At 51.7% G+C, this 13,986-nt stretch carries 15 protein-coding genes and 1 pseudogene; 7 read left to right on the top strand and 9 right to left on the bottom strand.

Annotation, left to right across the window (positions count from 1 at the left end):
* The first annotated feature begins 128 nt into the window (after positions 1–128).
* The 3 genes from ldcC to tilS all read left to right on the top strand — a co-directional run bounded on the left by ldcC (position 129) and on the right by tilS (position 4,079).
* Positions 129–2,270 carry a lysine decarboxylase LdcC gene (gene ldcC, locus ACUU1M_RS14930; RefSeq protein WP_001021023.1) on the top strand — a complete coding sequence of 714 codons (2,142 nt, stop codon included), beginning with the start codon at positions 129–131 and terminating at the stop codon, positions 2,268–2,270.
* A 56-nt stretch (positions 2,271–2,326) separates the two neighbouring features.
* Positions 2,327–2,716: a VOC family protein gene (locus ACUU1M_RS14925; protein ID WP_000901098.1), complete on the top strand. Its 390-nt coding sequence runs from the start codon at positions 2,327–2,329 to the stop codon at positions 2,714–2,716.
* A 64-nt stretch (positions 2,717–2,780) separates the two neighbouring features.
* Complete coding sequence (gene tilS, locus ACUU1M_RS14920) at positions 2,781–4,079, top strand: tRNA lysidine(34) synthetase TilS (RefSeq protein WP_000176574.1); 1,299 nt, start codon at positions 2,781–2,783, stop codon at positions 4,077–4,079.
* Between the two features lie 48 nt (positions 4,080–4,127).
* Here the strand turns inward: tilS and rof are convergent, their stop codons facing one another.
* Positions 4,128–4,388: a Rho-binding antiterminator gene (rof, locus tag ACUU1M_RS14915; RefSeq protein ID WP_000062312.1), complete on the bottom strand. Its 261-nt coding sequence runs from the start codon at positions 4,386–4,388 to the stop codon at positions 4,128–4,130.
* The gene (locus ACUU1M_RS14910; RefSeq protein WP_000417058.1) at positions 4,375–4,575 is read right to left on the bottom strand and encodes a YaeP family protein; all 201 of its coding nucleotides are present in this window, start codon (positions 4,573–4,575) and stop codon (positions 4,375–4,377) included. The genes rof and ACUU1M_RS14910 overlap by 14 nt, the downstream gene beginning before the upstream one ends.
* Positions 4,576–4,740: 165 nt before the next feature.
* On the opposite strand from ACUU1M_RS14910, the pseudogene ACUU1M_RS14905 reads away from it, so the two are divergent.
* The 3 genes and pseudogenes from ACUU1M_RS14905 to nlpE all read left to right on the top strand — a co-directional run bounded on the left by ACUU1M_RS14905 (position 4,741) and on the right by nlpE (position 6,429).
* Positions 4,741–5,286 (top strand): annotated as a pseudogene (locus ACUU1M_RS14905) (YaeQ family protein).
* Positions 5,283–5,705: an alternative ribosome rescue aminoacyl-tRNA hydrolase ArfB gene (arfB, locus tag ACUU1M_RS14900; RefSeq protein WP_000635560.1), complete on the top strand. Its 423-nt coding sequence runs from the start codon at positions 5,283–5,285 to the stop codon at positions 5,703–5,705. The pseudogene ACUU1M_RS14905 and the gene arfB overlap by 4 nt, the downstream one beginning before the upstream one ends.
* A gap of 13 nt (positions 5,706–5,718) precedes the next feature.
* Entirely contained in the window at positions 5,719–6,429 is a 711-nt protein-coding gene (gene nlpE / locus ACUU1M_RS14895) for an envelope stress response activation lipoprotein NlpE (protein ID WP_000239155.1), read from the top strand.
* Positions 6,430–6,583: 154 nt separating this feature from the next.
* On the opposite strand, the gene ACUU1M_RS14890 is transcribed toward nlpE, so the two are convergent.
* The 7 genes from ACUU1M_RS14890 to metN form a co-directional block, all read right to left on the bottom strand.
* The gene (locus ACUU1M_RS14890; RefSeq protein WP_005072699.1) at positions 6,584–7,408 is read right to left on the bottom strand and encodes a YaeF family permuted papain-like enzyme; all 825 of its coding nucleotides are present in this window, start codon (positions 7,406–7,408) and stop codon (positions 6,584–6,586) included.
* 52 nt (positions 7,409–7,460) lie between these two features.
* Entirely contained in the window at positions 7,461–9,179 is a 1,719-nt protein-coding gene (proS, locus tag ACUU1M_RS14885; protein WP_001260712.1) for a proline--tRNA ligase, read from the bottom strand.
* Between the two features lie 110 nt (positions 9,180–9,289).
* Positions 9,290–9,997 carry a tRNA (N6-threonylcarbamoyladenosine(37)-N6)-methyltransferase TrmO gene (gene tsaA / locus ACUU1M_RS14880; RefSeq protein WP_000094028.1) on the bottom strand — a complete coding sequence of 236 codons (708 nt, stop codon included), beginning with the start codon at positions 9,995–9,997 and terminating at the stop codon, positions 9,290–9,292.
* The gene (rcsF, locus tag ACUU1M_RS14875; protein ID WP_001202334.1) at positions 9,994–10,398 is read right to left on the bottom strand and encodes an Rcs stress response system protein RcsF; all 405 of its coding nucleotides are present in this window, start codon (positions 10,396–10,398) and stop codon (positions 9,994–9,996) included. Before rcsF ends, tsaA begins: the two co-directional genes overlap by 4 nt.
* Positions 10,399–10,515: 117 nt before the next feature.
* Positions 10,516–11,331 (bottom strand): methionine ABC transporter substrate-binding lipoprotein MetQ, encoded by an 816-nt coding sequence (gene metQ / locus ACUU1M_RS14870; protein ID WP_000874224.1) that lies wholly within the window; start codon positions 11,329–11,331, stop codon positions 10,516–10,518.
* A gap of 39 nt (positions 11,332–11,370) precedes the next feature.
* A complete protein-coding gene (locus tag ACUU1M_RS14865; protein WP_001294600.1) occupies positions 11,371–12,024 on the bottom strand; it encodes a methionine ABC transporter permease MetI in 654 nt (217 codons plus the stop codon).
* A complete protein-coding gene (gene metN / locus ACUU1M_RS14860; protein WP_000593996.1) occupies positions 12,017–13,048 on the bottom strand; it encodes a methionine ABC transporter ATP-binding protein MetN in 1,032 nt (343 codons plus the stop codon). The genes ACUU1M_RS14865 and metN overlap by 8 nt, the downstream gene beginning before the upstream one ends.
* A 187-nt stretch (positions 13,049–13,235) precedes the next feature.
* On the opposite strand from metN, the gene gmhB reads away from it, so the two are divergent.
* Positions 13,236–13,811 (top strand): D-glycero-beta-D-manno-heptose 1,7-bisphosphate 7-phosphatase, encoded by a 576-nt coding sequence (gene gmhB / locus ACUU1M_RS14855; RefSeq protein WP_001140187.1) that lies wholly within the window; start codon positions 13,236–13,238, stop codon positions 13,809–13,811.
* The last annotated feature ends 175 nt before the right edge of the window (positions 13,812–13,986 follow it).

Here is a 13,986-nt window from a genome sequence, read left to right as displayed (position 1 = left end):
GGATTCTTACACAGCCACTGGATCGGTCAACTGATCCTTAACTGATCGGCATTACACTTCGGTGGCCCTTTTTTATCGCCACGGTTTGAGCAGGCTATGATTAAGGAAGGATTTTCCAGGAGGAACACATGAACATCATTGCCATTATGGGACCGCATGGCGTCTTTTATAAAGATGAGCCCATCAAAGAACTGGAGTCGGCGCTGGTGGCGCAAGGCTTTCAGATTATCTGGCCACAAAACAGCGTTGATTTGCTGAAATTTATCGAACATAACCCTCGAATTTGCGGCGTGATTTTTGACTGGGATGAGTACAGTCTCGATTTATGCAGCGATATCAATCAACTTAATGAATATCTCCCGCTTTATGCCTTCATCAACACCCACTCGACGATGGATGTCAGCGTGCAGGATATGCGGATGGCGCTCTGGTTTTTTGAATATGCGCTGGGGCAGGCGGAAGATATCGCCATTCGTATGCGTCAGTACACCAACGAATATCTTGATAACATTACGCCGCCGTTCACGAAAGCCTTGTTTACCTACGTCAAAGAGCGGAAGTACACCTTTTGTACGCCGGGGCATATGGGCGGCACCGCATATCAAAAAAGCCCGGTTGGCTGTCTGTTTTATGATTTTTTCGGCGGGAATACCCTTAAGGCTGATGTCTCTATTTCGGTCACCGAGCTTGGTTCGTTGCTTGACCACACCGGGCCACACCTGGAAGCGGAAGAGTACATCGCGCGGACTTTTGGCGCGGAACAGAGTTATATCGTTACCAACGGAACATCGACGTCGAACAAAATTGTGGGTATGTACGCCGCGCCATCCGGCAGTACGCTGTTGATCGACCGCAACTGCCATAAATCACTGGCGCATCTGTTGATGATGAACGATGTAGTGCCAGTCTGGCTGAAACCGACGCGTAATGCGTTGGGGATTCTGGGGGGGATCCCGCGCCGTGAATTTACTCGCGACAGCATCGAAGAGAAAGTCACTGCCACTACGCAAGCACAATGGCCGGTTCATGCGGTGATCACCAACTCCACCTATGATGGTTTGCTCTACAACACCGACTGGATCAAACAGACGCTAGATGTCCCGTCGATCCACTTCGATTCCGCCTGGGTGCCGTATACTCATTTTCATCCAATCTACCAGGGTAAAAGTGGTATGAGCGGCGAGCGTGTTGCGGGAAAAGTTTTCTTCGAAACGCAATCGACCCACAAAATGCTGGCGGCGTTATCGCAGGCTTCACTGATCCACATTAAAGGCGAGTATGACGAAGAGGCGTTTAACGAAGCCTTTATGATGCATACCACCACCTCGCCCAGTTATCCCATTGTTGCTTCGGTTGAGACGGCGGCGGCGATGCTGCGTGGTAATCCGGGCAAACGGCTGATTAACCGTTCGGTGGAGCGGGCGCTGCATTTTCGCAAAGAGGTCCAGCGGCTGCGGGAAGAGTCTGACGGTTGGTTTTTCGATATCTGGCAACCGCCGCAGGTGGATGAAGCCGAATGCTGGCCCGTTGCGCCTGGCGAACAATGGCACGGCTTTAACGATGCGGATGCCGATCATATGTTTCTCGATCCGGTTAAAGTCACTATTTTGACACCGGGGATGGACGAACAGGGCAATATGAGTGAGGAGGGGATCCCGGCGGCGCTGGTAGCAAAATTCCTCGACGAACGTGGGATCGTAGTAGAGAAAACCGGCCCTTATAACCTGCTGTTTCTCTTTAGTATTGGCATCGATAAAACCAAAGCAATGGGATTATTGCGTGGGTTGACGGAATTTAAGCGCTCTTACGATCTCAACCTGCGGATCAAAAATATGCTGCCCGATCTCTATGCTGAAGATCCCGATTTCTACCGCAATATGCGTATTCAGGATCTGGCGCAAGGGATCCATAAGCTGATTCGTAAACACGATCTTTCCGGTTTGATGTTGCGGGCATTCGATACTTTGCCGGAAATGATCATGACGCCACATCAGGCATGGCAGAGACAGATTAAAGGTGAAGTAGAAACCATTGCACTGGAACAACTGGTCGGTAGAGTATCGGCAAATATGATCCTGCCTTATCCACCGGGCGTACCGCTGTTGATGCCAGGAGAAATGCTGACCAAAGAGAGCCGCACGGTACTCGATTTTCTACTGATGCTTTGTTCCGTAGGGCAACATTACCCCGGTTTTGAAACGGATATTCACGGCGCGAAACAGGACGAAGACGGCGTTTACCGCGTACGAGTCCTAAAAATGGCGGGATAACTTGCCAGAGCGGCTTCCGGGCGAGTAACGTGCTGTTAACAAATAAAGGAGACGTTATGCTGGGTTTAAAACAGGTTCACCATATTGCGATTATTGCGACGGATTATGCGGTGAGCAAAGCTTTCTACTGCGATATTCTTGGTTTCACGCTGCAAAGCGAAGTCTATCGCGAAGCGCGCGACTCGTGGAAAGGGGATTTGGCGCTTAATGGGCAATATGTGATTGAGCTTTTCTCTTTTCCGTTCCCGCCGGAGCGCCCCAGCCGACCGGAAGCTTGCGGCCTGCGTCATCTGGCTTTTAGCGTTGATGACATCGATGCGGCAGTGGCGCACCTTGAAAGCCATAACGTGAAGTGTGAAGCCATCCGTGTCGATCCATACACGCAAAAACGCTTCACCTTCTTTAACGATCCGGACGGGCTGCCGTTGGAACTGTATGAGCAGTAAGGCTTGTCATCGCCGCATTTGCCCGGTAACGTGCCGGGCATTGCTACTGTAAAATCGCACCATCATGACACTCACGCTCAATAGACAACTTCTCACCTCACGCCAGATTCTGGTGGCCTTTAGCGGCGGGCTTGACTCCACCGTTCTGCTGCATCAGTTGGTGCAGTGGCGGACGGAAAATCCGGGCGTCACTCTGCGCGCTATTCATGTGCATCACGGTTTAAGTGCCAATGCCGATGCCTGGGTTACGCATTGCGAAAACGTCTGCCAACAGTGGCAGGTGCCGCTGGTGGTCGAACGCGTACAACTTGCGCAAGAGGGGCTGGGGATTGAGGCCCAGGCGCGGCAGGCGCGTTATCAGGCATTTGCCCGTACCCTATTGCCCGGCGAAGTGCTGGTCACCGCGCAACATCTCGACGATCAATGTGAAACCTTTCTGCTGGCGCTAAAACGCGGTAGCGGCCCTGCCGGGCTTTCGGCTATGGCGGAAGTTTCGGAGTTTGCTGGAACACGGCTTATCCGCCCGTTGCTTGCCCGCACGCGGGGGGAACTGGAGCAGTGGGCATTGGCGCATGGTTTACGCTGGATTGAAGACGAAAGTAATCAGGACGACTCATACGATCGTAACTTTCTGCGCCTGCGCGTAGTGCCGTTATTGCAGCAGCGTTGGCCGCATTTTGCGGAAGCAACGGCCCGCAGCGCCGCACTTTGTGCTGAACAAGAGAGTCTGTTGGATGAACTGCTGGCGGATGATTTAGCACACTGCCAAACGTCGCAGGGGACGCTGCAGATTGCGCCAATGCTGGCGATGAGTGATGCCCGTCGCGCGGCGATTATTCGCCGCTGGCTGGCAGGGCAGAATGCACCGATGCCTTCCCGCGACGCGCTGGTGCGCATCTGGCAGGAAGTGGCGCTGGTGCGGGAAGATGCTTCCCCCTGTTTACGTTTGGGCGCCTTTGAAATCCGCCGCTATCAGTCGCAACTGTGGTGGATTAAATCCGTCACCGGGCAAAGCGAAACCATTGTGCTGTGGCAGACGTGGCTACAACCGCTGGAATTACCGGCGGGGCTGGGAACCGTACAGCTTACTGCGGGAGGCGATATTCGCCCTCCGCGTGCAGACGAAGCGGTCAGCGTGCGTTTCAAAGCGCCAGGATTGCTGCATATTGTCGGGCGCAACGGCGGACGTAAGCTGAAGAAAATCTGGCAAGAGTTAGGCGTGCCGCCGTGGCTACGTGACACCACGCCACTGCTGTTTTATGGCGAAACGCTGATTGCGGCGGCAGGGGTATTTGTGACGCAAGAAGGTGTGGCTGAAGGTGAGAATGGCGTAAGTTTTGTCTGGCAGAAAACGCTTAGTTAAGTGAAAGCCGGATAAGACGCATCAAACGTCGCATCCGGCGAAAGTCAATCAGGATTCGCTTACCACCACCGTACCGATTTCAGGGTGGCTAAAGCTGGTAATTTTATCCAGACGCAGCTCGCGGGTTTCGCCAGCGGCCTCGACGACCAGATACTCCACATTTTTGCGGGAGACTAAATCACTGGCTTTTGCCTGCAATTTTTCGCCATCTTTCAGCTCAAGTGTCAGCATTAAATGATGCTGGCAGGCGAGCTCAAGATTATCGTAATCATCACAATTAATTGGTTGATACGTATCATTCATTGACATAATCGCTCACCAGTAAGTTTGCCGCAGCGTATGCTGCTTTTTCCCTGACAGCCTCAGAAAGGGCGTCGTCGGCAGCCATTTCATTCAGCACTTTCAAAACGCAGCCCAGCGCGTCCGGAACGTATCCTAAGTCTCCGCTGGCGATTTCCGCGTACCGCTTGCGTATTAACTCACAATATTTTTCCACATGCCCTCCTGTCAGCACTCTGACTTAACCGTGGATGCAAGTCTAAGCCTACGAAGATAAACTCTGTTTCGCAAGGTGACTATACCACACTCATTTCTGCAATATCAGCGCCGCAACTGCACGTATTCCGTTACAATGGCCTCCTGATTCGAAAGGAGTTTTCTTATGGCGCTTAAAGCGACAATTTATAAAGCGACGGTTAATGTGGCCGATCTCGACCGCAACCAGTTTCTCGATGCCTCTCTGACGCTGGCGCGCTACCCTTCAGAAACCTAGGAGCGTATGATGCTGCGCTTGCTGGCGTGGCTGAAATATGCTGATGAACGTCTGCAATTTACCCGTGGTTTGTGTGCCGATGATGAGCCGGAAGCGTGGCTGCGTAACGATCACCTGGGCATTGATTTGTGGATTGAGCTGGGGCTGCCGGATGAGCGACGAATTAAGAAAGCCTGCACCCAGGCCGCAGAAGTGGCGCTGTTTACCTATAATAGTCGGGCGGCGCAAATCTGGTGGCAGCAAAATCAGAGCAAATGTGTGCAGTTTGCCAATCTTTCCGTCTGGTATCTGGACGATGAACAACTGGCGAAAGTAAGCGCCTTTGCCGATCGTACCATGACGCAGCAGGCAACGATTCAGGATGGTGTTATCTGGTTATCGGATGATAAGAATAATCTGGAAGTTAACTTAACCGCCTGGCAACAACCTTCATGATTGTGATTTCCCGACATGTTGCTATTCCCGATGGTGAGCTTGAGATCACCGCCATTCGTGTGCAGGGCGCTGGCGGGCAGAATGTTAATAAGACCTCAACGGCTATTCATCTGCGTTTTGACATTCGGGCGTCCAGCCTGCCAGAGTATTACAAAGAGCGTCTGCTCGCCGCCAGCCATCATTTGATCAGCAGTGATGGCGTGATTGTCATTAAGGCACAGGAATACCGCAGTCAGGAACTGAACCGCGAAGCCGCTCTGGCCCGGCTGGTGGCGGTGATTAAAGATTTAACAAAAGAACAAAAAGCCCGACGACCCACGCGGCCCACCCGTGCATCGAAAGAGCGCAGGCTGGCATCGAAAGCACAAAAATCAAGCGTGAAGGCGATGCGCGGCAAAGTACGCAGCGGTCGGGAATAAAAAGAAGGAATGGATGGTGAAAAAAGCGATAGTGACAGCGATGGCTGTAATCAGCCTCTTTACTCTGATGGGATGTAATAATCGGGCCGAAGTCGATACGCTTTCTCCGGCGCAGGCTGCCGAACTGAAACCGATGCCGCAAAGTTGGCGCGGCGTGCTACCGTGTGCCGATTGCGAAGGAATCGAAATCTCTCTGTTCCTCGAAAAAGACGGAACATGGGTGATGAATGAGCGTTATCTCGGTGCTCGTGAAGAACCTTCCTCCTTCGCTTCCTACGGTACATGGGCGCGAACCGCTGACAAGCTGGTATTAACCGACAGCAAAGGTGAAAAGTCATATTATCGGGCGAAAGGCGATGCGCTGGAGATGCTCGATCGTGAAGGCAATCCAATTGAATCGCAGTTCAACTATACGCTGGAACCGGCACAATCCAGTTTACCTATGACGCCGATGACCCTGCGAGGCATGTATTTTTATATGGCTGATGCGGCGACCTTCACTGATTGCGCGACCGGAAAACGTTTCATGGTAGCGAATAACGCAGAGCTGGAGCGTAGCTACCTGGCTGCGCGCGGTCACAGTGAAAAACCGGTGTTACTGTCAGTAGAAGGTCACTTTACGCTTGAGGCTAATCCGGATACTGGTGCGCCAACCAAAGTATTAGCGCCCGATACGGCGGGTAAATTTTACCCGAATAAGGATTGCAGTAGTTTGGGGCAGTAAACCTGCTTAAGGCAGAAACAAACGCAAAATTGCCTGATGCGCTGCGCTTATCAGGCCTACAGCATATAATGCAACATTTTGAATTAGCACGATTTTGTAGGCCGGATAAGGCGTTTACGCCGCATCCGGCATTTTGTGCACGAGGCTGGCTTTATCACTGAGTCAGCCCAACAAAGCGACCCGCCTTGATATAAATCCCAGGCTTCAGGTGCCCAACATACTGTAACTGCGTTTCTGGCTTAAACGCAGAGACATCACCAATACGCATATGCATCAGATCGGCAGGGCTAATCCAGCCCGATTGCGCCAGTGTAAGTGGATGCCCGGCTTTGGCAAATGCATCAGTGACAAATTCCGAACAAAACCACGACTTTTTGTCTCCTTCGCACACACTGCTTAACTGCGCTTTCGCCAGGTCGCTGACGCACTGTTGGCGAAAATCCTCGGAGAACGGATTCAGTGAGCACATCTGGCGAGTCACCATAAAGGGAATAAATTCGACAATGCCGCGATAGTTATAACCGCTATCTTTGATTTTATTGGCAAACGCGGTGATATCTGTGGCTTGTTGCGGGGTAAGATCCGGGACTCGTAAGACGAAAAGCTTATCACTATGCTTCATCGCTTTTTTAAGGGAAACAATCTGGACGCCAGCGCCTGTCGCTTCTGCAACGTTATTATCACCCAGAAAGATTGCAACGTGACTCACAGAGGAAGTGCTGAAGACGCGGATTCCAAATGAGGTTACCCCAAGGCTTGAGGAGAACAGCAAATCGCCGGGTTTGAGATCAGGTGCCGTTATTTCTTTTATTGATTGTTCGGTGAAAGAGCTTTGATGCTGGAATTTGACAGCCCATGTTTTTGCCTCGGCATCTACTGCTGTGGCTGATGGGTCTGGCTGGCTGATATCAACGGTACAAGCCGAAAGTAAAAGAAAGCTGGGGAGAAGCAGGCGGCAGTACGCCTTTGGTTTATCCATTTTATACAATCCATGTAAAAAAGGGCCCTGAAATTCAGGACCCTTTCTGGCATCAGCCTTTAATCTGTTTCACCAGATATTCGACGATGTCACCAGTCTTAATTAACTGTTTCTCGCCGTTGCGACGATATTTATATTCGATATCGTCGTTGTCGAGGTTACGGTCGCCCAGCACAATAGTGTGCGGAATACCGATCAGTTCCATATCAGCAAACATCACGCCCGGACGCTCTTTGCGGTCATCCAGCAGCACTTCGATACCTTGTGCACGCAGTTCGCTGTACAGTTTCTCAGCAAGCTCTTGTACGCGGAAGGATTTGTGCATGTTCATCGGCAGAATCGCCACCTGGAACGGCGCGATAGCGTCAGGCCATACGATGCCGCGTTCGTCGTAGTTCTGCTCAATCGCCGCAGCTACCACACGCGTTACCCCGATACCGTAGCAACCCATCGTCAGGATTTGGTTACGGCCATCTTCACCCTGTACGGAGGCTTTCAGTGCTTCGGAGTACTTGGTACCCAGCTGGAAGATGTGACCAACTTCGATACCACGTTTGATCAGCAGCGTACCCTGGCCATCCGGGCTTGGATCGCCAGCCACCACGTTACGGATATCTGCAACTTCCGGGGTAGCGACATCGCGATCCCAGTTGATACCGAAGTAGTGTTTACCATCGATGTTAGCACCAGCAGCGAAATCACTCATCGCCGCAACGGTACGGTCAATCACCACCGGAATCGGCATGTTTACCGGACCCAGTGAACCCGGACCGGCTTTAACCACAGCACGAATTTCTTCTTCGGTCGCGAAAGTCAGCGGGCTTGCAACCTGCGGCAGTTTTTCTGCTTTAACTTCGTTCAGCTCGTGATCACCGCGCACCAGCAGCGCAACCAGCGGGAAGCTACTGCCTTCAACCGCTTTAACCAGCAGAGTCTTAACCGTTTTCTCAATCGGCAGATTGAACTGTTCAACCAGTTCCGCGATGGTTTTCGCGTTCGGCGTATCAACCAGCGTCATTTCCTGGGTAGCAGCAGCGCGCGGTTCTTTCGGCGCGATAGCTTCTGCCAGTTCAATGTTCGCTGCATAGTCAGAGGTGTCGGAGAAGACCACATCGTCTTCACCGCTCTGCGCCAGCACCTGGAATTCGTGAGAGGCGCTGCCGCCGATAGAACCGGTGTCGGCCTGTACGGCGCGGAAATCCAGCCCCATGCGGCTGAAGATTTTGCTGTAGGCCGCATACATTGCATCGTAGGTTTCCTGCAGGGATTCCTGAGAAGTATGGAAAGAGTAAGCATCTTTCATCAGGAATTCGCGGGAACGCATGACGCCGAAACGCGGACGCACTTCGTCGCGGAACTTGGTCTGGATCTGATAGAAGTTCAGCGGCAGCTGTTTGTAAGAGCTAAGCTCGTTACGAATCAGGTCAGTGATAACTTCTTCATGAGTTGGGCCGAGTACGAACGGACGCTCGCCACGGTCAACAAAACGCAGCAGTTCCGGACCGTACTGTTCCCAACGACCACTCTCTTGCCACAAATCGGCTGGCTGAACCACCGGCATCGACACCTCGATCGCACCGGCGTTGTTCATCTCTTCACGCACGATGTTTTCGACTTTTTTCAGAACGCGCACGCCGGTCGGCAGCCAGGTATATAACCCGGAGGCCAGCTTGCGGATCATCCCGGCGCGAAGCATCAGCTGATGGCTGATCACCTCGGCGTCGGCAGGTGTCTCCTTGAGAGTGGAGAGCAGGTATTGGCTAGTACGCATGTTGTTACGGTTCCAGTTGGAAGGTAGAACAGGCTCAAGGCGAGCCTGGGACAAAAAAAGTGATTTAGTTTACCAGTGCAAAAGAAATGTCAAAAGAGAAGGGCGTGAATTTAACGCGGTTCCAGCGCAAAGACTTCAAAACCTGCGTCGGTGACGCGCCAGCGAACGTTAAAATCATGTAGCCAGACGGCATAGGTTTTGCCCGTTTCCTCACCTTTACGATAGGCCGGGCGCGGGTCCTGCGCCAGTACTTCGCGGATAAACAGCGTTAACTGCGGATAACGCTTCTCCAGCGTCAAAAGCTGCTTTTCGACCTCTGCGGTAAAATTCACCGCCATCTCTGCAGCTGGCGCACTTTGCGCATAGCTGGCACTGGCATCGGGAAGCGATTCGGCAAAGGGGAGATACGGTTTGATATCCACTACCGGCGTACCATCGACCAGATCCAGACTGCCGAGCTTCAGAATCACGCTGTCTTTATGGCAAACAACCTCTTTCAGCTCTACCAGCGACATGCCAATTGGGTTAGGGCGGAAAGTAGAGCGTGTTGCGAAAACCCCCATTCTGGCGTTACCGCCGAGGCGCGGTGGACGCACAGTCGGACGCCAGCCGCCTTCCATCGTTTGATGAAAGACGAAAAGGATCCATAAATGGCTGAATGCTTCCAGGCCGCGAACGGCGTCGGCCTGGTTGTAGGAAGCAATGAGATGCAGTTCGCCGTTGGCGCTTTTTACCAGACCTGGCTGGCGCGGAACGGCGAATTTTTCTTTATAGGGCGAGCGAATAACGCCTATTTGCTCGAACTGGAAACTGCTCATTTCGCCGTAATGTTAAGCGCAGAGCCGATACATACAGCCTGACGATAGCAGCCCGGCGTACCGCTGGTGACTTCGCAGCTATGCAGTAATACAGCATTGGCTTTCATTTTAGAGGCATTGATTTGCATCTGCTTACGTGCGGTTGGAATGCTCGGCGGAGAGTCCTGATTAGAGGCCTGGCAAGAGTCGCCACTGACTTCACCGAGATCGCGGAACGGTTTGCCGACTAATTCTTCTGCATTGGTATAAATTCGGACCGGCGTGGCGCGCGGCGCTTTCGGTTTTGCAGGCTCCGCTTTCGGCTGGGGTGTAGTGCTTTGAACGGGTTCGACAGGGGATCTGCTTAACATGGAACAGCCGCTTAGCATGAGTGCTACTAAACAGATCGGTAAAGCACGCATAGTATTTCCTCAATGTATGATCAAAACGTCAATATTGAATCAGGAGCTTGTAAAAATGACAAGACGGGCAAGCGCCCGTCCTGAATGATATTACAAATTGTGGAAACAGCCTAAAAATTACCAGCCTTTAACAGCGCCGCCGTTAAACACTTTGTTTGCTGCTTCGTAAACTTCATCAGACTGATAAGCCTGGACGAATTTCTTCACGTTCTCGGCGTCTTTGTTATCTTCACGCGTTACGATCAGGTTTACGTATGGGGAGTCTTTATCTTCGACAAAGATACCGTCTTTCGCCGGAGTCAGGCCAATCTGGCTGGCATAGGTGGTATTGATAACTGCCAGAGCGATTTGCGCGTCGTCCAGAGAACGCGGCAGTTGCGGTGCTTCCAGTTCAACAATTTTCAGATTTTTTGGGTTCTCAACAACATCAAGAACGGTCGGCAGCAGGCCAACGCCATCTTTCAGTTTGATCAAGCCCACTTTTTGCAGCAGCAGCAGTGAACGACCAAGATTAGTTGGATCGTTTGGCACGGCAACCTGCGAACCATCCTGCAGTTCATCCAGTGATTTGATTTTCTTGGAGTAACCAGCAATCGGATAAACAAAAGTGTTGCCTACTGCGACCAGTTTGTAGCCACGATCTTTCAGTTGCTGATCAAGGTACGGTTTATGCTGGAAGGCGTTGGCGTCGATATCGCCTTTGCTCAATGCTTCGTTTGGCAGAACATAGTCGTTGAAGGTTACCAGCTCAACGTCCAGGCCATATTTGTCTTTCGCAACTTTCTGCGCGACTTCTGCTACCTGCTGTTCGGCACCAACAATCACGCCGACTTTAATGTGGTTTGGATCTTTTTCATCCTGACCGCAGCCTACCAGTGCCAGTGATCCAATCAGGGCTCCCACTGCCGCAAAGGTTTTGAATTTGAACGCCATACCTTATTCCTTCTTCAATTATTTATGTTGTGTTGAACGTTACTTGCGAGTGACAGCCCGGACGATGCGGTCGCCTGCGAACTGAATTAAATAAACCAGAATGACCAGCAATACCAGTACCGTATTCATCACCGTCGCGTTGTAGCCGATGTAGCCATACTGATAGCCAATCTGACCTAAACCACCGGCACCGACTGCACCACCCATCGCGGAATAACCGACCAGGGTAATCAGGGTGATAGTTGCCGCATTCACCAGACCCGGCAACGCTTCCGGTAACAGCACTTTACGGACGATCTGCATTGGCGTGGCACCCATTGCGCGGGAAGCTTCAATTAACCCGGTTGGGATCTCCAGCAGAGCGTTCTCGACCATACGGGCAATAAACGGTGCTGCACCAACGGTTAACGGAACAATTGCTGCCTGCAAACCAATCGATGTACCGACAATAACGCGGGTAAACGGAATCATCCATACCAGCAAGATAATGAACGGGATGGAACGGAAAATGTTCACAATCGCAGAAACGGTACGATACAGCTTCGCGTTAGCAATAATTTGCCCCGGACGCGTGACATAAAGCAGAACGCCAACCGGCAGACCAATCACAAACCCAAAAAATCCGGATACGAAGGTCATTGCCAGCGTTTCCCATACGCCACGAACCAGCAGCCACATCATCGGCTCAGACATAACCCAGTACCTCTACTTTTACATGGTGTTCCTGCAGCCAGGCAATGGCGGCTTGCGTATCTTGTTGTGTGCCGTGCATTTCAGTCAGCATGATGCCGAATTTAACGCCACCGGCGTAGTCCATCTGCGCGCTAATAATGTTGTTGTTGACGTTGAAACGACGCGCGGTTTCAGAAAGCAGTGGGGCATCGACCGATTGACCGGTAAACCCCAGACGCAGCATCGGCACGCAGTCAGTAAATGGCTCCGCTTGCAGACGTTCCTGGTAATCTTCCGGGATATCCAGATGCAGGGTCGACTGAATAAACTTCTGCGCCAGCGGCGTTTTCGGATGCGAGAACACTTCACTTACCGTGTCCTGCTCGATCAGTTCGCCATTGCTGATGACCGCCACGCAATCACAAATACGCTTCACAACGTCCATTTCGTGGGTGATCAACAGAATCGTCAAACCCAGACGGCGGTTAATGTCTTTCAGCAGTTCGAGAATAGAACGTGTCGTTGCCGGGTCCAGCGCGCTGGTGGCTTCATCACACAGCAATACTTTGGGATTGCTGGCTAATGCACGGGCAATCGCCACACGTTGTTTCTGCCCACCGGAAAGATTCGACGGGTAGCTATCATGCTTATCGCCAAGACCAACCAATGACAGCAATTCCGTCACGCGACGTTTGATCTCGTCTTTCGGTGTGTTGTCCAGCTCCAGCGGCAGAGCCACGTTGCCAAAAACAGTACGCGAAGAGAGCAGGTTAAAATGCTGGAAAATCATACCAATCTGGCGGCGAGCTTTGGTCAACTCGGATTCTGACAGCGTGGTCAATTCCTGGCCATCGACCAGCACGCTACCCTCGGTTGGGCGCTCCAGCAGGTTTACACAACGTATAAGCGTACTCTTACCCGCGCCTGAGGCACCGATAACGCCATAAATTTGTCCAGCTGGCACATGCAGGCTGACGTTGTTCAACGCCTGGATGGTGCGGGTGCCCTGGTGGAACACTTTGGTGATATTCGAAAGTTTTATCATTGATTATTTATTATCGTCATTAAGTTAGTCGTAGCATCTCGAATGCCTGAAACGGGCAACGCCGTCAATGAAATGGATGTTAAGGCATCCAGACGTCTAAATCAATCAGGTTTATGCGAAGAGCACTTTCTTGCAGGTCGAAACATGCGATACTAGCGTCCCATGCCTTATTAAGGAGCTATAAAAGGTGGCGAAGAGCGTACCCGCAATTTTTCTTGACCGTGATGGCACCATTAATGTCGATCACGGCTATGTCCATGAGATCGACAACTTTGAATTTATCGACGGTGTTATTGACGCCATGCGCGAGCTAAAAAAAATGGGCTTTGCGCTGGTGGTAGTAACCAACCAGTCTGGCATTGCTCGCGGTAAATTTACCGAAGCACAGTTTGAAACGCTGACCGAGTGGATGGACTGGTCGCTGGCGGACCGAGATGTCGATCTGGATGGTATCTATTATTGCCCGCATCATCCGCAGGGTAGCGTTGAAGAGTTTCGCCAGGTCTGCGATTGCCGCAAACCACATCCGGGGATGCTTTTGTCAGCACGCGATTATTTGCATATTGATATGGCCGCTTCTTATATGGTGGGCGATAAATTAGAAGATATGCAGGCAGCGGTTGCGGCGAACGTGGGAACAAAAGTGCTGGTGCGTACGGGTAAACCTATTACACCTGAAGCAGAAAACGCGGCAGATTGGGTTTTAAATAGCCTGGCAGACCTGCCGCAAGCGATAAAAAAGCAGCAAAAACCGGCGCAATGATTAAAAGATGAACGGTTGAAATAAAAATGCATTTTTCCGCTTGTCTTCCTGAGCCGACTCCCTATAATGCGCCTCCATCGACACGGCGGATGTGAATCACTTCACACAAACAGCCGGTTCGGTTGAAGAGAAAAAATCCTGAAATTCAGGGTTGACTCTGAAAGAGGAAAGTGTG

It is taken from the genome of Shigella sp. SIG6 (assembly GCF_053555815.1).
The sequence above is the reverse complement of the archived record's forward strand: the minus strand, read 5'-3'. Positions and strand labels throughout refer to the sequence as shown.